Source organism: Leifsonia sp. KNZ12-8B, assembly GCF_056755495.1.
The window spans coordinates 26,475-44,138 of sequence record NZ_JBPGXM010000005.1 but is presented as its reverse complement, the minus strand read 5'-3'; the positions used below and the strand labels follow the sequence as shown (position 1 = coordinate 44,138).

Annotated in this window: 15 protein-coding genes; 5 read left to right on the top strand and 10 right to left on the bottom strand. The window is 71.8% G+C overall.

The features are described 5' to 3' along the window. Nucleotides 1-3 precede the first annotated feature (3 nt). The gene (locus ACR9ZG_RS01500; RefSeq protein ID WP_481283070.1) at nt 4-519 is read left to right on the top strand and encodes a GNAT family N-acetyltransferase; all 516 of its coding nucleotides are present in this window, start codon (nt 4-6) and stop codon (nt 517-519) included. 4 nt (nt 520-523) lie between these two features. Here ACR9ZG_RS01500 and ACR9ZG_RS01495 read toward each other — a convergent pair whose 3' ends face one another. From ACR9ZG_RS01495 to ACR9ZG_RS01465, 7 genes are all read right to left on the bottom strand, one after another. Further along, nucleotides 524-2,554 (bottom strand): cell wall-binding repeat-containing protein, encoded by a 2,031-nt coding sequence (locus tag ACR9ZG_RS01495; RefSeq protein WP_481283050.1) that lies wholly within the window; start codon nt 2,552-2,554, stop codon nt 524-526. A 44-nt stretch (nt 2,555-2,598) separates the two neighbouring features. Further along, on the bottom strand, nt 2,599-4,056 hold the full coding sequence (locus ACR9ZG_RS01490; RefSeq protein ID WP_481283049.1) for an aromatic amino acid lyase: 1,458 nt from the start codon (nt 4,054-4,056) through the stop codon (nt 2,599-2,601). Beyond that, the gene (locus ACR9ZG_RS01485) at nt 4,056-5,357 is read right to left on the bottom strand and encodes an NtaA/DmoA family FMN-dependent monooxygenase (protein ID WP_481283048.1); all 1,302 of its coding nucleotides are present in this window, start codon (nt 5,355-5,357) and stop codon (nt 4,056-4,058) included. Before ACR9ZG_RS01485 ends, ACR9ZG_RS01490 begins: the two co-directional genes overlap by 1 nt. 14 nt (nt 5,358-5,371) lie before the next feature. Next, nucleotides 5,372-6,394 (bottom strand): PLP-dependent cysteine synthase family protein, encoded by a 1,023-nt coding sequence (locus ACR9ZG_RS01480; protein WP_481283047.1) that lies wholly within the window; start codon nt 6,392-6,394, stop codon nt 5,372-5,374. Nucleotides 6,395-6,477: 83 nt separating this feature from the next. After that, nucleotides 6,478-7,317, bottom strand: coding sequence for a sulfurtransferase (locus ACR9ZG_RS01475; protein WP_481283046.1), 840 nt, complete (start codon nt 7,315-7,317; stop codon nt 6,478-6,480). Between the two features lie 77 nt (nt 7,318-7,394). Further along, the gene (locus ACR9ZG_RS01470; RefSeq protein ID WP_481283045.1) at nt 7,395-8,384 is read right to left on the bottom strand and encodes a ribonucleotide-diphosphate reductase subunit beta; all 990 of its coding nucleotides are present in this window, start codon (nt 8,382-8,384) and stop codon (nt 7,395-7,397) included. 110 nt (nt 8,385-8,494) lie between these two features. Then, complete coding sequence (locus ACR9ZG_RS01465; protein ID WP_481283044.1) at nt 8,495-10,975, bottom strand: ribonucleoside-diphosphate reductase subunit alpha; 2,481 nt, start codon at nt 10,973-10,975, stop codon at nt 8,495-8,497. A gap of 196 nt (nt 10,976-11,171) precedes the next feature. Here ACR9ZG_RS01465 and ACR9ZG_RS01460 point away from each other — a divergent pair, with 196 nt between their 5' ends. Together ACR9ZG_RS01460 and ACR9ZG_RS01455 are read left to right on the top strand one after the other, a co-directional pair. After that, nucleotides 11,172-12,410: an MFS transporter gene (locus ACR9ZG_RS01460; protein WP_481283043.1), complete on the top strand. Its 1,239-nt coding sequence runs from the start codon at nt 11,172-11,174 to the stop codon at nt 12,408-12,410. Between the two features lie 127 nt (nt 12,411-12,537). Further along, nucleotides 12,538-13,155 carry an endonuclease domain-containing protein gene (locus ACR9ZG_RS01455; RefSeq protein ID WP_481283042.1) on the top strand — a complete coding sequence of 206 codons (618 nt, stop codon included), beginning with the start codon at nt 12,538-12,540 and terminating at the stop codon, nt 13,153-13,155. 20 nt (nt 13,156-13,175) lie between these two features. Here ACR9ZG_RS01455 and ACR9ZG_RS01450 read toward each other — a convergent pair whose 3' ends face one another. Genes ACR9ZG_RS01450 through ACR9ZG_RS01440 form a run of 3 tightly spaced genes read right to left on the bottom strand, consistent with a single transcriptional unit; the run spans nt 13,176 to nt 15,579 of the window. After that, on the bottom strand, nt 13,176-14,156 hold the full coding sequence (locus tag ACR9ZG_RS01450; protein WP_481283041.1) for an aldo/keto reductase: 981 nt from the start codon (nt 14,154-14,156) through the stop codon (nt 13,176-13,178). A 50-nt stretch (nt 14,157-14,206) separates the two neighbouring features. After that, entirely contained in the window at nt 14,207-15,022 is an 816-nt protein-coding gene (locus ACR9ZG_RS01445; RefSeq protein ID WP_481283040.1) for an alpha/beta fold hydrolase, read from the bottom strand. Beyond that, a complete protein-coding gene (locus ACR9ZG_RS01440; protein WP_481283039.1) occupies nt 15,004-15,579 on the bottom strand; it encodes a TetR/AcrR family transcriptional regulator in 576 nt (191 codons plus the stop codon). Before ACR9ZG_RS01440 ends, ACR9ZG_RS01445 begins: the two co-directional genes overlap by 19 nt. A gap of 58 nt (nt 15,580-15,637) precedes the next feature. Between ACR9ZG_RS01440 and ACR9ZG_RS01435 the strand changes: the two genes are divergently transcribed. Together ACR9ZG_RS01435 and ACR9ZG_RS01430 are read left to right on the top strand one after the other, a co-directional pair. Continuing rightward, nucleotides 15,638-16,393, top strand: coding sequence for an SDR family NAD(P)-dependent oxidoreductase (locus ACR9ZG_RS01435; protein ID WP_481283038.1), 756 nt, complete (start codon nt 15,638-15,640; stop codon nt 16,391-16,393). A gap of 71 nt (nt 16,394-16,464) precedes the next feature. Then, nucleotides 16,465-17,637 (top strand): acyl-CoA dehydrogenase family protein, encoded by a 1,173-nt coding sequence (locus tag ACR9ZG_RS01430; protein WP_481283037.1) that lies wholly within the window; start codon nt 16,465-16,467, stop codon nt 17,635-17,637. Nucleotides 17,638-17,664 lie beyond the last annotated feature (27 nt).

Sequence of the window (17,664 nt, the reverse complement as noted above, 5' to 3'; positions counted from 1 at the left end):
GTGATGGAACCGCTGCCGCAGACTCCCCCTCCGCTCGCCGAGCGCGCGACCGTCGTCGTCACCCGCCCGGACGACCCGCTGGCGGCCCCGCTGGTCGAGGAGCTGTCGCGCGAGTACGACGAGCGGTACGGCCTCAACGACGGCATCCCGTCGTCCGCGGAGCTGTCGCGCTACCCGGCCGAGCGGTTCACGGAGGCCCAGGGCGGCACCTTCCTGCTGCTCGTCGACGACGGACGCCCGGTGGCGGGCGGCGCGTTCATGCGTGAGGACGAGACGACGGTCGAGGTCAAGCGGGTCTGGACGCACTCCGCCTTCCGCCGCCAGGGGCTCGCCCGGCGGGTCATGGCCGAGCTGGAGCGGGAGGCAGCGCGCCGGGGCATCAGGACCGTCGTCCTGACCACCGGCGCGCGCCAGCCCGAGGCCGTCGCCCTCTACCTCTCCCTGGGGTACAGCCCGCTCTTCGATCTGGAGGACGACTGGGAGCGGGTGTCGTACCTGGGGTTCCGGAAGGAGCTCTAGCCGGTCAGCAGGACCGCATGCCCTGGACCGCCGTGCCGAGCGAGGCGGTGCCGCCGATCAGGGTGACGGCCTGCGTCTGCCAGCTCGCCATCGCCTGCAGCACCGGCTTCTCCACGCAGCCCTGCTGGGTGATGAGCAGCGGCTGGTGCTTCTTGCCGGCCAGCACGGAACCGGCCAGCGCGTCCGCGAAGCCGACGCCGTTGGCGAGCAGCATGGTGGTTCCGCTGGCGAACACGGTCTTCGCCAGCAGCTGCGAGGTCTCCCAGCGGGTCGCCCCGCCGATGCGGACGACCTTCGCCTGGCCGGCGAGCTGCTTCGCGATGCCGGCGGAGACGGAGGCGGTGCCGCCGACGATCGTGATCTTCTGCGGCTTGAGCCGCTGGATCGCCTGGATCGTCGCACTGTCGACCGCGCCGTTGCTGCCGGGCACGGTCAGCACGGGCGATCCGTCGGAGGCGCCGGCCGCCGAGGCGGCGAGCGAGTCGGGGAAGCCCATGCCGCTCGCGACGTACAGGTTGGGGATGCCGGCCTTCGTGTAGACCGAGGCGACGAGCCGGCGGGCGGTGTCGTAGCGGTCGCCGCCGGCGACGCGGCTCACGTTGGCGACGATCGCCCGCAGCTGGGCCTCGGTCCCGGCCGAGACCGCCTGGGTACCCCCGACCACCACGATCCGTGCCGGCGCGAGCCGGCGGATCTCGTCGGCGACGGTCTTCGGCAGTCCGGGCGCCAGCGGCGCCAGCAGGACCGGCCCGTTCTGGGTGACCGCAGCCGGCCCGGTGACGAGCGCGTCGGGGAAGTTCCAGCCGTTGGCGACGTAGACGACGCTCGCACGGGAGGGGTACGCCTGCTTGGACACCTGCACGGACGTCGCCGACCGGTCGGCGCCCGCCACGCGCGCGGTCGTCATGTTGAGCGCGAGCCGCCAGCCGGGATGGGTCGCCGTGAAGCTCTGCGAGGATCCCTGGAGCGGGTAGATGGCCGAGAAGCCGTCGGCATCGGTGCACTGCGCTGTCGACCACGAGCCCGACGAGTTGATGCCGACGGCGTACGACCCGATCATCGCCGCGCCGCCGCTGTCACCGCGGAACATGCACATGGTCGTCGCGACAGAGTTGACGGTGGTGATGCTGGTGCCGGTCTCGTCACCGACCTCCTGCGCGTAGTTCACCGCCATCACCTTGCCGCAGGTCCACCCCGTCGTCCGGCCGGACTTGCAGATCGGGGCGCCGACCGTCGCCGTGATCATCCCGCGGACCGGCACCGATCCGCCGTTCCAGGTGGAGGTGGCCGGCAGCAGGTTCACGGCGGAGTTGGTGGCCATGATGAGGCCGCCGTCGTTGCCGTTGCCGTAGCGGAAGGACGCCTTGTCCAGCGGCCCGATGACGGCGCCGATCGCGCCGCCCTGGTTCGGGGCCGACTGGTTCACCATCGACGCGGTGACGGTCCCGGCCGGCGCCGGGCCGCCGGCGAGCAGGCAGTGCCCGGCGGTGGCCACCGAGCGGGCGTTGGAGGCGGTGAAGCCGTTGAACCCGGTCGAGCAGAGGACGCCGTTCTGCGTCCATCCGGTGCCGTTGAGCAGGTCCGCGTACGCGGAGGTCGGCCGCGAGAGGTCGGGCGCCGCGGGAGGCTCGGCCGCGGTCGGCGTCGCTCCCAGCCCGGCCGCGGCCTGCTGCTCCTCCGGCGTGGTGACGTGGACGTTGATGGTCGTGTCGTCGAGCCAGACGTCGGCGGGGGCGATCCCGGCATCCTGCAGCTGCGGGAGGATGTCGGACGCCTTCGCGGCGGCGTCCGCGCTCGCGAGGTACTCGTCGGGCGTCAGGTCGAGGTCCCGCTCGAGGGCCTGGGTGAGGCCCTGGGGCAGCGGCGCGTCCGAACCCCCGTCGTCCGCTCCGTCCGCGGGCCCGACCGGCGTCGGAGCGACCAGGCGGCCCGACGGCTGGGCCGGGACGGCGGCCGCCGGAGCGGCCTGCACCGCACCGGCCACGAGCATGACGACGAACGCGGCGGCGAGGCCGCCTCCGGTTGCACGACGCACGGAGATCCTCTCTCGGGCCGGCCCGGTGCCGGTCCGAGGCGACCCTAGCCCAGCAGCCGGCCGACGTCGGACACCAGCCGACCGGCCGGTGTCCGCGTGTTGGCGGACACGCGGATGGCCGCGGCGAGCGGGCCCGTGCCGGATCCGGCCGCCTCCGCCTCCGCCGTGCCGAGCAGGTCGACCGCATGCAGCGCCTCGATCGCGAGCACCTCGCGGGTGAGCGCGAGCGATCGCTGCGCGAGCCGGAGAGCGGGCGCCGCGAGCGAGGCGTGATCCTCGACACCGGACAGCGTCGTGCTGCCGAGCGTCACCGGAACCGCCAGCTGCTTGAGCTCGGCCGCGTCGGCGGCCGCCGAGTACAGCAGCAGCCCCGGCACGGTCGTGCGCCCGGCGGCCCGCGCCGGCGCGAGCGCCAGCGAGAGGGCGGCGGACCGCCGCTCCGACGCGCTCGCGACGTGGGCGAGTGCGAGCCGCAGGCCCTCGAAGGCGAGAGCGAGCGGAACCGCCTGGAAGTTGCCTCCCGAGACCATCGCTCCGGAGGCGACGTCGACGACCGGATTCTCCGCGCGCGCCGCGAGCTCCAGCCCCAGCTCCGCGCGGAGCCGGTCGACCGCCTCCCGCAGCGCGCCGTGCAGCTGCGGCGCCGTGCGGAACGCCAGCGGGTCCTGCACGGTCACCGCCCGGCCTGCGGCCGTCACCGCGCCGCCCGCGAGCGCCTCCCGGATGGCGGCGGCCGACGCACGCTGGCCGGATCCGCCCCGCGCCTCGGTGACGACCTCGCCGTACGGGCTGGGGTTGCCGGCCGGACTGGTGGCCGCCACCGCCTCCAGGGAGAGCGCCACGGCACGGTCCGCGGCCTCAGCCACCGCGGCGGCCTCGCGAAGCGCGAGCGCGCCGACGCCGATGGCGTAGGCGTTGGAGCTGAGCGCGGCCAGCGCCTCGTGCGGCGCCAGCGCGAGCGGGCCGAGTCCCGCGGCGGCGAGCGCGTCGGCCGCGGGCACCTCGCCGCCGTCGGCCCCGATGACGAGGCCCTCGCCGGTCACGACCGCCGCGACCTCCGCGAGCACCGTGAGGTCCGCCGCGCCGACCGAGCCCCGAGAGGGGATGAGTGGAGTGACACCGGCGTTGAGCAGCGCCGCGTACGCCTCCGCCAGCTCCGGCCGCACCCCCGCGCCACCCCGTGTGAAGCCCGCCAGCCTGGCCGCGACCACGGCCCGAGCCTCGCGGACCGGCAGCGGGTCGCCAACGCCGCCGCGGTGGTTCGCGATCGTGCGGCGCTGGAACTCGGCGAACTCGGCCGGGTCGACGGCGTCGTCGCGGCCGGCGCCGAGCCGGCGGTTGAGCCCGTACACCGGCTCACCGGACGCGATCGCCCGGTCGACGATCGCGCGCGAGGCGGCCAGCGCCTCCAGCGCCTCCGCGGTCAGCTCCACCCGCTCGCCGTCGGCGATCGCCGCGATGTCCGCGGGCGTCGGAGCCGCGGCGCCGAAGCGGACCGCCATCAGAAGTCCAGCAGGTTCTGCCGCAGGCCGCCGTCTCCGAGCTCGGTCCGGATGAGCCCGCGGCGGCGCAGCGCCAGGACCAGCCGGTCGAGCGTGCGGTGCACGTTCGCCGGGTGCACCTGGCCGGTGAACAGGAAGCCGTCGCCGCCGACAGCCTCCCCCAGCTCGCCGAGCCGGTCGGCGACCTCGTCGGCGGTGCCGATGATCGCGAGACCGTCCTTCTTCGCCCGCGTGGCGAGGATCTCGCGCAGGGTCGAGCCCTCCGGCGCCGACCGCACGAAGTTGTCGAGCGTGCCCTGGTTGCTGTTCGTCGTGAGCTCGGGCAGCGGCGCGTCGAGATCGAACGTCTTGAAGTCGACCCCGGTCAGGTACGAGATCGACTGCAGCTGCTCGTCGATCGCCGCCTGGGTCAGCTCCGAGCGCGCGAGCGTGACGGTCGCCGTCTCCTCCGCGTTCGCGGTGACGATCGGCTGCACGACGAACAGCACCTTCAGGCTGTCGGCGGGGCGGCCGTTCTCGACCGCGACCTCCCGGATGCTGTCGCGGTACTCGCGCATCCGCTCGGGTGTGGAGGCCAGGGCCAGCACGACCTCGGAGTTCTTGCCCGCGAAGTCCCGGCCCCGGCCGGACGCGCCGGCCTGCACCATCACCGGGTCCTCGGGCGCCGGTGCCGTGTTGAGCGGGCCGCGGACGCGGAAGAACCGGCCCTCGTGATCGATGGTGTGCACCTTGCGGTAGTCGGCGTAGACGCCGTTCTCGACATCCTCGAGGATCGCGTCGGGCTCCCACGACCGCCACAGCTTGCGCACGACCTCCACCCACTCGTCAGCACGGTCGTAACGGAGGTCGTGCTCCACCTGCTTGTCGAGCCCGTAGTTCTGCGCGGCCAGGTCGGAGCCGCTGGTGACGACGTTGAAGCCGAGGCGGCCGTGGGCGAAGTGCTGGAGGGTGCTCAGCAGCCGCGCCGCGGTGAACGGCTCGTAGAAGCTCGCGCTCAGGGTCGGCACGACGCCGAGCCGGCTGGTGGCGCCGAGCAGGTACGGCACGAGCGGCAGCGGGTCGTGCTTGGGCACGAACCGGGCGGCGGCCAGGTTGACCTCCGCGGTGCCGCCGTAGGTGTCGGGCACGGTGACGCCGTCCTCGATGATGAACAGGTCGAAGCCGTTCGCCTCGAAGGTGCGCGCAGCATCCTGGTACACCGGAGGCTGCCGCCAGTCGTAGCCGATGCCGTAGGTCGGGTCGCCCCAGCCCTGCACGCCGAAGCCGGCGCCCAGGAACCAGCCGAAGTGGAGGAGTGCCATGAATGCCCTTCGCGTCAGTCGGAGTCGAGTCCCGCGGCCGCCAGCCACTCGGGGGCGAACGCCTTCGTCAGATAGTTGATACCACCGTCGGGCGCCACGGCGACGATGAGCGACCCGGGAGCGGCGTCCTGCGCGACCCGCAGCGCGGTCGCGACGGCGAGCCCGGAGGACGGGCCGAGCAGCAGCGCCTCCTCGCTCGCCAGCCGGCGCACGGTGCGGTAGACCTCGGCGTCCTCGATCGTGTGGACGGCGTCCACGACGGCGTGGTCGAACGTCTCGGGCCAGTGGTCCCGCGGCCAGGCGGTCCCGACACCGTCCACGAGGATGCGCCCGGCCGGGCCGCCGCCGTAGGTGGAGCCGACCGGGTTCGCGCCGACGACGCGCACCGCGCCGCCCGTCGCCTCCTTGAGGAAGCGGCCGGTTCCGCTGACGGTCCCTCCTGTGCCGATGGACGCGACGAAGTGCGTCACCCGGCCGCCGGTCTGCCGCCAGATCTCCGGGCCGGTGCCGCGGTAGTGCGCGTCGGGGTTCGCCGTGTTCGCGAACTGCGCGGGCCGCCACGCGCCAGGGGTCTCGGCGGCGATGCGGTCGGCGACGGCGCGCGGGTTCGCCGGGTCGTCGGGCGCCGCCTCCCAGTCGGCCTCGACCAGGCGGGCGCCGTAGGCGGCGAGCACGGCCCGCTTCTCGGCCGAGATGTCGGCGCTGTGCACGATGACGACGGGATGCCCGGTCAGCCGGCCGATCAGGGCCAGGCCGATGCCGGTGTTGCCGCTGGTGGCCTCCACGATGGTGGCGCCGGGCGCGAGCACGCCCGCGGCCTCCGCGGTGCGGATCATGTTGAGCGCGATCCGGTCCTTCGACGATCCGCCCGGGTTGCGCCCCTCCAGCTTCACCAGGATGCGCGCGTCGAGGCCGCGGGTGAGCGAGTGCAGCTCCACCAGCGGGGTGTTGCCGATGAGCGCCGCGACCGAGTCGCACACCTCGACCTCCGGCAGGACGCCGGGGGTCGGGACGGGGAGCGCGTCGATCGTGGTCATGGAGGAACGATAGACAACCCAGCTGGGTGCCCGGTCGGCTGTTGCGGCGTATGACGGGGCCGGCCGCCCTGACTCCCCCGCGCTCACTCCCCCGCGGCCACCGGCCGGGCGGGATCGTTCGACCAGGCCGAGAACGAGCCGGGATACAGCGCCGGCATCGGCAGGCCGGCCGACACCATCGCCAGTGCCTCGTGCGCGGCGGTGACGCCCGAACCGCAGTAGACGCCCGTCTCGACGCCGGGACGCACGCCCAGCGCGGCGAAGCGGGCCGCGAGACCGGCCCGCGGCAGCAGTCTCCCGTCGGGGCCGAGGTTCGCCGTCGTGGGAGCGCTGACCGCGCCGGGGATGTGGCCCGCGCGCGGATCGACGGGCTCGACCTCACCCCGGAACCGCTCGGCGGCCCGCGCGTCGAGCAGCACGCCGCCGCGTGCGGCGAGTGCGGCGGCGGCATCCGCATCGAGCGTGGGGAGGGCGCCGTACCGGAGGGTGATGTCGCCGGGCGCCGGCTGCGCGGGCCCCTCCTCGAGCGCGCCTCCCTCGGCCACCCAGACGGCGAGGCCGCCGTCGAGCACCCGCACGTCGGCGACGCCCGCGTGGCGCAGGAGCCACCAGGCGCGCGCGGCGGACGTGCCGGAGACGTCGTCGTAGACGACGACCGCGTCCCCGTCGTGCAGCCCCCAGCGGCGGGCGGCGTCCTGCAGGTCACCCTCCGCGGGCAGCGGGTGGCGCCCGTCGGTCGGCGCGCCGTGACCGGCGAGCTCGGTGTCGAGGTCCACGTAGACGGCCGACGGGAGGTGGCCGCGCTCGAACGCGGGCCGCCCGGGCGGGCCGCCGAGACTCCACCGCACGTCCAGCAGCCGGGGCGGCCGGCCGGAGGCGAGCGCGGCGCGCAGCTCGGCCGGGTCGATGACGGGAGAGCTCATGCCTCCATCCTCCCAGCACGCGAGAGGGGCCCCGACACGGTGTGCCGGGGCCCCTCTCGTGGACGCTGCGCGGTGCCTCAGCGGCCGGTGGACGCCTTCGCGTTCGACTCGTACGAGGTGTTGGTGGACTCGAAGAAGTTCACCAGCTCGAGCGTGTCGTTGGCGGTCGCCATCCACTTGGCCGGGTTGGAGACCTTGTACTCGGCCTCGAAGCCCAGCTCCTCCAGGCGGCGGTCGGCCAGGTACCGCACGTACTGGTTGATGTAGTTGGCGTTCAGGCCCAGGATGCCGCCGGGCAGGAGGTCGCGGTTGTACTGCTCCTCCATCTCCACGGCGTCGAGGATCATCTGCTTGATCTCGGCGGCGAACTCCGGCGTCTGCAGCTCGGGGTTCTCCTCCAGGACGGTGAGGATGAGGTTGATGCCGAACTTGAGGTGCAGCGACTCGTCGCGCACCACCCAGTCGATCAGCGAGCCGAAGTTGCGCAGCAGGTTCCGCTGGCGGAACGACAGCGCCACCATGAAGCCCGAGTAGAACCAGATGCCCTCGAGGATCACGTTGTACGCGACGAGGTTGCGGATGAAGTCCTGCTTGCCCTCTGTCGTCGTGATGTCGAGCGCCTGCTCGGTCATCCGCTTGATGAAGCGGACCTCGAACTCCTCCTTGCGCGCCATCGACGGCACGTCGACGTGGGAGTTGTACGCCTGCTCGCGGTCGATCGGGAACGTCTCGAGGACGTACTCGAACGACATGCAGTGGTTCGCCTCCTCCCACATCTGCTTGGCGAGGTAGAGGTGCGCCTCGGCCGCGTTGATGTAGGGGTACACGCCGAACGCGAGGGCCTTGTTGACCAGCAGCTCGTTCGGGTTGAAGTAGCTCATCAGGAAGGTGACCGCGTGACGCTCCTCGTCGGTCATCTTCTTGAAGTCGGCGATGTCCTCGCCCAGCTGGATCTCGTTCGGGAACCAGGTGTTCGCGACGGCCTGGTCGTACAGGTCCATCGCCCACTGGTACTTCACCGGCTTGAGCAGCAGGCCCTCTTCGATGCCCGTTCCCAGGATGCCCATGGTGTTTCTCTTCTCCTCGTTACTCGGCTCTGGTTACTGGCAGGACTCGCACTGCAGGTCGTCCATCGGGTCGACCGGCACGTAGTACTCCTCGATCGTGGTGCTGTTCATCAGTTGTCACCCCCGGCCTGCGTGAGTCCGCCGAAGCCGAAGCCACGGCGTGCGGGAGCGGCGGGAGCCGGGGCGGCGGCGGGAGCGGCGGCCGGCGCAGCGGCGGCGCCGGCGGTCGCGAAGCCCTTGCGGCCTCCGGCGATCTCCTCGGCCTTGTTGACCTTGACGGTCGACTGCTCGGCCTGGTGACGCGGCTTCATGTGGAGGTAGTACGTCGTCTTGACGCCCTTCTCCCACGCCGCGGAGTAGATGTCCATCATGTCGCCGAGGTCGCGGGTCTCGAGGTACATGTTGCGGCTGATCGCCTGGTCGATCCACTTCTGGGCGCGCGCCGCGACCTCGATGAAGGCGTACGGCGAGAGCTGGAAGCTCGTCTTGAAGGCGGCCTTGATCTCGTCCGGGATGGCGGCGATGCCCTGGATGTCGCCCTGCGAGCGCAGGATCGACTCGCGGGTCTCCTCCCACAGCCCGCGCTCCTGCAGCGCCGCGACCAGGTTGCGGTTGACCTCCAGGAACTTGCCCGACGAGGTCGAGCGGCTGAAGATCTGCGAGAACTGCGGGTCGAACCCGGGCGTGGTGCCGGCGACGAGGCCGATGGAGGCCGTGGGCGCGATCGCCATGAGCGTCGCGTTGCGCATGCCGCCCTTGACCTTCTCGCGCAGGCGGTCCCAGTCGAGGCGGATCGTGCGGTCGACGGTGATCGGGGTGCCGCGGTCGGCCTCGGTCAGCGCGATCGAGTCGTAGGGCACCATGCCCTTCGACCAGCGCGAACCCTCGAAGTTCGGGTACGCGCCGCGCTCCTGGGCAAGGTCGGCGCTCTCGTCGATGGCCGCGTACGAGACGTGCTCCATGATCTCGTCGATCAGGGCGTACGCCTCCTCGCTCTCGTACGAGAGGCCGAGGCGCTCGACCAGGTCGGTGAAGCCCATGACGCCGAGGCCGATGGCGCGGTTCTGCTGGTTGGAGAAGTCGGCCTCCGGAACGCTCGACACCGTGATGTCGATGAGGTTGTCGAGCTGGCGGACCGCCTGGCGGGCGCTCTCCTCCAGGCGCTCCCAGTCCATCGTCCCGTCGACGCCGAGGTGGCGGGAGAGGTTGATCGAGGCCAGGTTGCAGACAGACACGTTGTCACGGTCCTGCGGCAGCGTGATCTCGGTGCAGAGGTTCGACAGGTGGATCGTGCCGGTGTTGTTGTTCAGGGCGCGGTTGTTGATCGTGTCCTTCCAGGTCAGCCACGGGTGGCTGGTGGTCTGGAGGCTCATCAGGATGTCCTTGAACTGGGCCCGCGCGCTGATCTTCTTGAACATGCGCAGGTTGCCGGCCTCGGCCTCGGCGACGTAGTGGGCGTAGCGCTCCGAGAACGCCTTGCCGTACAGCTCGTTGAGGTCGGCGACCTCCAGCGGGTCGAAGAGGTACCAGTCCTCGTCGTTCTGGACGCGCTTCATGAACTCGTCGCTGATCCACACCGCCGTGTTGGCGGTGCGGGTGCGACGGTACGGGTCGCCCGAGTTCTGGCGCAGGTCCAGGAACTCCGGGAAGTCCATGTGCCAGTTCTCCATGTAGAAGCAGAGGGCGCCGAACTTCTTGCCGCCGCGGCTGACCGCGCGCAGCACCGAGTCGATCGTGTGCATGAACGGGATCGGGCCGGTGGAGGTGGTGTTGTTGGAGCGGATGGGCGAGCCCTGGGCGCGCAGCTTGGTGACGGAGAGGCCGATGCCGCCGGTGCCCTTGGTGAGCCACATCACGTCGCGGACGCTCTTGGCGATGTGCTCGATGTCGTCCTGCATCTCCATGACGAAGCAGTTGGAGAGCTGCGGGTAGGCCGTTCCGGCGTTCACCAGCGTGGAGCCGGCGGCCAGGTACTCGAGCTTCGACATCTTCTCGTAGAAGGCGAGCGCGTGGCTGGTGGGGTCGGCCTCGTTGAGCGACAGGCCCATCGCGATGCGCATCCAGAAGTACTGCGGCACCTCGAGGGAGTCGCCGTTGCGCGCCTTGATGCCGTAGCGGTTGTTGAGGGTGACGACGCCGATGTACTTGAGCAGCTCGTCGCGCGACGGCTCGAGGGCGCCGGCGAGCCGGTCGAGGTCGAACGCGGAGGTGAAGCGGCCGTCGAGGAGGGTCTCGGCGACGCCGCGCTCGATGTAGGCGCGGAAGCGGTCGCGGTGGAGGCCGGCCAGCTCGTCCTCGCTGGCGTAGTCGCCGAGCACGCGCTTGTAGATGGTCTTGAGCAGCAGACGCGCGGCCACGGTGTCGAACGCCGGGTCGTCCTTGACGTTCTGGAGGGCGACCTGGATGACGGCCTCGTCGAGCTGCTGGGTGGTGATGCCGTCGAACAGCGTGAGCTCCAGCTCGCTCGCGATCTGCGTCACCCAGGTGATGTTCTCGTCGAGCCCCCTGGCCGCGTGCTCGATGGCCAGGTTGATCTTGTTGGCGTCGTACGGCTCACGCTCTCCGTTGCGCTTGACGACAGTGATTGCCACTATGTCTCTCCCTCTCAGACGGTGCCGCGTCCGGCGGCAGGGACCACTATATAGCGGGGCACCGACATTTCCATGCCCCCACATCTAGTGGGCGTGTCATCCACAGGTGTGGACAAAGTTATGCACATTTCCACACCCATTTCGGGCGTCGCGTCGGCCTCCGGAGCGTCGGGTGCGCCCGATAGAGTGGCATGTCGTGAGCAGTTATTCGAGCCTCCTCAAGACGCCGGGCGTCGCGCGCATCATCGCCGCCCAGCTGACGGCGAGGTTCCCGTTCGGGATGCTGTCGCTGGCGTTCCTGCTCCACATCGAGCGCATCCACCACAGCTACGGCGCGGCCGGCCTTGTGCTCGCCGCGATGAGCATCGGGCAGGCCATCGCCGGCCCGATGACGAGCAGGCTCATGGGCGTGCTCGGGATGCGCGTCGTGCTGTGGACGACACTGATCGCGTGCTCGGCTGCGGTCGCGGTGATCGGCGTGCTCGTCATGCCGGTCCCTGTGACGATGGCGGTGGCGTTCCTCGCCGGCCTGAGCATGCCGCCCATCCAGCCGGCCGTGCGCACGATCTACCCCAAGATGGTGAACTCGCGTCAGCTCACCCCGCTCTTCTCGCTCGACGCCTCCGCGCAGGAGATCATCTGGATCGCCGGGCCGGTCGTGATCACGTTCGTGTCGACCCAGATCGGCACGGTCGAGGGCATCCTGATGGCCGTGGCGATCATGCTCGCGGGCGGCGCGTGGTTCATCGCCTCGCCCGAGGTCGGCCGGGTCCGCATCCCGCGGTCGAAGCGCCGGTTCGGCGTCGTGCTCGCCCGGCCGCCGGTGCTGCTGGCGACGGTCGTCGGATTCCTGCTCATCGGCTCGTGCGCCGCCGTGGAGGCCGGGGTCGTCGCGAACTTCGGCGAGGGCTCCCCGTTCTCGGGCATCGTGCTCGCCATCTGGTCGATCGGCTCGCTGGTCGGCGGCCTGGCCATCGGGCACGTGCCGATCGGCCCGTGGGCAACTGCGCGCCGCATGCTGATCGTGACCGTCGGCGTCGTGATCTCCACCTTCATGCTGTGGTCGTGGTGGGGGCTGTCGCTGACGCTGCTCATCGCGGGCGTCGGCATCGCGCCGGCGCTGGCGGTGCTGTTCGCGATCGTCTCGGCGAGCGTGAAGTTCTCGGACACGGCCGAGGCGTACGGCTGGGTCGGCACCGGGCAGCTCATCGGCGCAGCGCTGGGCTCGGCGCTGGTGGGTGTGGATAACTCTCCGGGCGGTTTGCGCGGGCGTGCAGGGTGTTCCCATGGCACGACGATCTGCAGCCCTCCCGGTGGAGCTCCGCTCCGCCCCGTTCCGCACGTCCTCCGCTCGCGCCCGGGGCGTCTCGAGCCGGCGGCTCCGCAGCGAAGACCTCATCGCACCGATCAAGGGCATCCGGATCCCGCGGGATGAGGACGGGCTGCGCTCGCGCTGCCACGCCTTCGCCCTCCACCGCGGGCATGACTTCGCATTCAGCCACACGACCGCCGCTCGGCTGTACGGAGCTCCGCTCCCCCGCTCGGTCGGCGATGAGATCCATGTGAGCGTCCCTGGCGCCGGCCGCTCACCGACCGTGCCGGGATTCGTCGGACACAAGCTGTCCGCCTGGCAGACCGGCTCGGTCGACGGGCTGCCCGTGACCACCCCGGAGCAGACCTGGCTCGACCTCGCGCAGATGCTCGGCCCCGCGGCCCTGGTGTCGGTCGGCGACTACCTCGTCTCCGGTCCCGAACCGCTGACCGACGTCGTCCGGATCGCCCGCCATGTGGGGTCGTCGTCCGGTCGACGCGGGATCGCCCGTGCGCGCCTCGCGGTCGGGCGCATCCGCCGGGGTGCCGAGTCGCCGGGCGAGACGCGCCTGCGGCTGCTGCTGGCCGACGAAGGCCTGCCGGAGCCGTCCGTCAACCTCGACCTGGAGGACGCCGACGGCCGCTTCGTCGCGCGGGTGGATCTGGCCTACCCGAGAGCGCGCCTCGCCCTGGAGTACGAGGGCGACATCCACCGCAGCGATCAGCGGATCTGGCGCCGGGACATCGCACGACGCGAACGCGTGGAGGACCTCGGCTGGCGGATGGTGCGCGTCACCGCCGACGACCTGGCCGCACCGGCCGAGCTCACGTCCCGCATCCGGCACCTCCTCCGCGCGAGAGCGCAGTGAGGGGCTCGGCTACGGAGGGGCTACCAGCGGGGGTGGACCGCGGCGCGGAAGCGGCGGTCGTAGAGGTCGTGGACGGCTGCGTCGAAGTCGACCGGGAGCGTGACGGAGGCGGCGGCCGCGTTGGCGCGGGCCTGCTCCGGGGTGCGGGCGCCGGGGATGACGGTGGTGACGCCGTCCTGCGCGATCACCCAGGCGAGCGCCGCCTGCGCGGGCGTGACACCCTCCGGCACGAGGGCGGCGAACTCCCGGGCGGCCTCCACGCCCTGCTCGTAGTCGACGCCCGAGAAGGTCTCGCCCACGTCGAACGCCTCGCCGTGACGGTTGTAGTTCCGGTGGTCGTCGGGAGCGAACGCCGTCTGCTCGGTGTAGCGGCCGCTCAGCAGCCCCGACGCGAGCGGGACGCGTGCGATGATGCCGACCCCGGCCTCCTTCGCCGCCGGCAGCACCTCGTCGAGCGGCTTCAGCCGGAACGCGTTCAGGATGATCTGCACCGTCGCCGTGCACGGGTGCGCGATCGCGGCGAGCGCCTCCGCCGTCGTCTCGACGCTCACCCCGTAGTTCGCGATCGCGCCGTCGGCGACGAGCGTGTCGAGGGCGTCGTACACCGCCTCGGTGCTGAAGACCGGAGTCGGCGGGCAGTGCAACTGGACCAGGTGGAGGGTGTCGACGCCCAGGTTGCGGCGGGAGCGGTCGGTCCACTCCCGGAACTTCGCGAGCGTGAAGTTGTCGGGGTCCTGGGCCTCGCGCCGCCCCATCTTGGTGGCGACCGTCAGCGGGACCTCGGGATGCTCGGTGACGTACCGGCCGATCAGCTGCTCGCTGCGTCCGTCGCCGTATACGTCGGCGGTGTCGAAGAAGGTGACGCCCGATTCGACGGCCGCCTGCAGCACGTCGAGCGCGGCGTCCTCCGTGACGTCGCCCCAGTCCGCGCCGAGCTGCCAGGTGCCGAGGCCGACGACCGAGACGTCGCGCCCGGTCCCTCCGAGGATCCGCTGTTCCATGCCCCCAGCGTAGGCCCGCCGTGGCGTCGCGCCCGGTGGCGCCGCACCCGTCAGGTCCGGCAGGCCGCGGCCACCACGCGGGCGACGCGCTTGCGGATGATGTGGTCGGCGGCCTCCACCCGGTGCATCGTCACGTGCCGCATCGCCTCGATCACGGCGAGGCTGCCCGGGGCGATGAAGGCGTCCTGCGCGCCGTACACGACCTGCACCGGGACCCGCACGCGGGCGACATCGCTGACCACCGTCTGCCGCTCGATGCTGTTCTCGAGCGAGAGCACGAAGGGGCGCCAGTTGCTCTCGGTCAGGTCGAACACGCCCTTGATCGGCATCAGCCGGGCGACCACGGCCGCGTTGGCGAGGGTGAAGTCCTTATTGGTGCGCAGGTACTCGTACGCCCGGAGGTACGCGCTGACCCTGGTGCGCACCCGGCGGTCGCCGATGTCGGTCGGCGTCTCGTACACGGGCGGGCTCACCAGCACGAGCCTGCTGAGGGCGCCCGGGTTCTCGGCCGCGTACCGCGCGACGATGAGGCTGCCGAGCGAGTGGCCGACGAGCACGAACGGCTGCCGCAGCCGCAGCGACCGCAGGGTGCGGCGGAGGGCGGCGACGTGCTCCTCGATCGTGTACGTCGCGTCGGCGGGCGCCGGGGACCGGCCGAAGCCGAGGATGTCGATCGAGATCACCCGGTGGTCGCCCTCCAGGAGCGGCACCACGTTCTTGAAGGTGAGCGACGACGAGGCGATGCCGTGGACGAGCACGACCACCGGCCCCGTGCCGACATCGCTCGCGACGTGGAGGAGCGGCGGCCGGCGCCAGAGCCTCCGCCACAACTCCCGCAGCCGCGCGATCATACGGTGGCCGGCCACCAGGTCGGGGCGACGCGGCCCACCAGGGCGAGGAACGCCGCCACGTCACGCGGTCGCGGACGGCTGAGCCACACGTCGATCGCGCCGATCGTGCCGTCGGCGATGTAGCGCGCCACGGCGCGGCGCTCGGTGTCGTCGTCGGCCGGCACCGCGACGCTGTGCTGGTCGAGGAGCAGCTCGATCGAGCCCTGGAAGTGCTCGCTGAGCATCGCGTGCAGGCTCGCCGAGCCGCTGTCGGGGCCGAGGCCGCGACGGTAGATCACGTCGTACCGGTCCACGTGCTCCAGCACCGCGCGGGTGACGCCGGTGATCGCCGCGGCGGCGTCGGCGGGCGCCACATCGGTGAGGTAGGAGGCGCGGAGCGTGTCGAGGTCGGACCGCAGAACGTCTTCGAGCAGCTCGACCGGCGACGACGCGTAGGTGTACACCGTGGAGCGATGGACGCCTGCGATCGCCGCCAGCCGCGACACCGTGACGGCGCTGACGGGTCCGGCGGTCGCGAGCTCGAGGATCGCCGCTCTCAATCGAGCGGTCGACTTCTCCTGCCTGGCGTCCACGAAATGATCGTACAATGTACTTATCCGACAGATGTCGGATAACTGGAAGGAGAAGTCCATGGCTCAATACGACGTCGCCGATCGGTCCGCGATCGTGACCGGAGGCGGCTCGGGCATCGGACGCGCCGTCGCGCTCACGCTCGCGGCGAGCGGCGCGGCGGTCCTCGTGACCGACCTGAACGAGGAGAATGCGCAGGCCGTCGTGGCCGAGATCGAGGCGGCGGGCGGCACGGCCCGCGCGCTCGCCGGCGACGTGACCGACCCGGCCTTCGCTACGGCGAGCATCGCCGCGGCGAACGAGCTGGCGCCCGTGCGCATCGCGGTCAACAACGCCGGCATCGGCGGTCCGGCCGCCCCGGTCGGCGATTACCCGCTCGACGGGTGGCGGAAGGTCATCGAGGTCAACCTCAACGCGGTGTTCTACGGGATGCAGGCGCAGCTGGCCGCCATCGCCGAGAACGGCGGAGGCGCCATCGTCAACATGGCCTCCATCCTCGGCAGCGTCGGGTTCGCGAACTCGTCGGCCTACGTGACCGCCAAGCACGCGCTGCTCGGCCTCACCCAGAACGCCGCCCTGGAATACGCGGACCGCAAGGTGCGCGTCACCGCGGTGGGCCCCGGCTTCATCCGCACCCCGCTCGTCGAGGCGTCGATGGACAAGGACGCGCTGGCGTTCCTCGAGGGCAAGCACGCACTCGGCCGCCTGGGCGAGCCGGAGGAGGTCGCCGCCCTGGTCGCGTTCCTCGCCTCCGACGCCGCGAGCTTCATCACCGGCAGCTACCACCTCGTCGACGGCGGCTACACCGCCCAGTAAGGCGTACACCGCCCAGTAAGGCGGTCGCCGACCACTGCCGTGCCCGGTCGCGCTCCCCTAGGCTGAGGGGCGTGACCGAGCACGACCTGCTGCACGAGCGCCTCCTCCCCGACGACCGGCTGGAGCGGTTCCGCTCCCGCGCCGCCGGGTACGACGCCGAGAACCGCTTCTTCACCGAAGACTTCGCCGAGCTGGCGGACGCCGGATACCTGAAGGCGCTGGTCCCGGAAGAGTTCGGCGGCCTGGGCCTCAGCCTCCAGCAGACCGCGCGGCTCCAGGTCCGCCTCGCGGGTGCGGCGCCCGCGACCGCGCTCGCCGTCAACATGCACCTCGTGTGGACGGGCGTGGCGAAGATCCTGCGCGACCGCGGCCATCACGCGCTCGACTTCCTGCTGCGAGAGGCCGGCCAGGGCGAGGTGTTCGCCTTCGGGCTGAGCGAGGCCGGCAACGACCTGGTCCTGTTCGGCTCGACGACGGAGGCCAGGCCGCGCCCCGACGGCTCGTACAGCTTCCACGGCCGCAAGATCTTCACCTCCCTCTCCCCTGCGTGGACCAGGCTCGGCACCATGGGCCTCGACTCCACCGGCCCGGACGCCCCCAAGATCGTCTACGGGTTCATCGACCGCGCCGGCGGCGGCTTCGAGATCAGGGAGGACTGGGACACGCTCGGGATGCGCGCCACGCAGAGCAACACGACCGTGCTCGACGGCGCCGTCTCCCCGGCCGACCGGATCGTCGCCCGGCTGGACCCCGGTCCCAATCCCGACCCGCTGGTCTTCGCGATCTTCGCGGCCTTCGAGACCCTGCTCGCCGCGGTCTACACCGGCATCGGCGCCCGCGCGCTCGAGCTGGCGGTCGCCGCCGCCCACCGCCGCACCAGCCTCAAGAACGACGGCCGCCCCTACTCGGCCGACCCCGACATCCGCTGGCGGGTCGCCGACGCCGCGATCGAGCAGGACGCGCTGCTCCCCCAGCTCGACGCGATCGCCGGCGACGTCGACGCCCTGGTCGACCGCGGAGCCTTCTGGTTCCCCGCGCTCGTCGGCCTCAAGATCCGCGCGACCGAGACCGCCCGGCGCGTGGTCGACCACGCCGTGCGGGTCTCGGGAGGCTCCACCTTCTTCTCGGGCAGCGAGCTCGGGAGGCTCTACCGCGACGTGCTCGCCGGGCTCTTCCACCCGTCCGACGCCGAGTCGGCCCACAGCACCGTCGCGAACGCCTGGCTGGGCCCGATCCCCGACTGAGCGAGGCGCCGCCGCCCGGCGGCCGAT

Bases quoted from the DNA above. Each gene is read 5' to 3' on its own strand.
- ACR9ZG_RS01490 (WP_481283049.1), bottom strand. From the start codon at position 4,056: ATGGCGGTCCGCTTCGGCGCCGCGGCTCCGACGCCCGCGGACATCGCG.
- ACR9ZG_RS01470 (WP_481283045.1), bottom strand. From the start codon at position 8,384: ATGGGCATCCTGGGAACGGGCATCGAAGAGGGCCTGCTGCTCAAGCCG.
- ACR9ZG_RS01435 (WP_481283038.1), top strand. From the start codon at position 15,638: ATGGCTCAATACGACGTCGCCGATCGGTCCGCGATCGTGACCGGAGGC.
- ACR9ZG_RS01500 (WP_481283070.1), top strand. From the start codon at position 4: ATGGAACCGCTGCCGCAGACTCCCCCTCCGCTCGCCGAGCGCGCGACC.
- ACR9ZG_RS01485 (WP_481283048.1), bottom strand. From the start codon at position 5,357: ATGGCACTCCTCCACTTCGGCTGGTTCCTGGGCGCCGGCTTCGGCGTG.
- ACR9ZG_RS01475 (WP_481283046.1), bottom strand. From the start codon at position 7,317: ATGAGCTCTCCCGTCATCGACCCGGCCGAGCTGCGCGCCGCGCTCGCC.
- ACR9ZG_RS01480 (WP_481283047.1), bottom strand. From the start codon at position 6,394: ATGACCACGATCGACGCGCTCCCCGTCCCGACCCCCGGCGTCCTGCCG.
- ACR9ZG_RS01450 (WP_481283041.1), bottom strand. From the start codon at position 14,156: ATGGAACAGCGGATCCTCGGAGGGACCGGGCGCGACGTCTCGGTCGTC.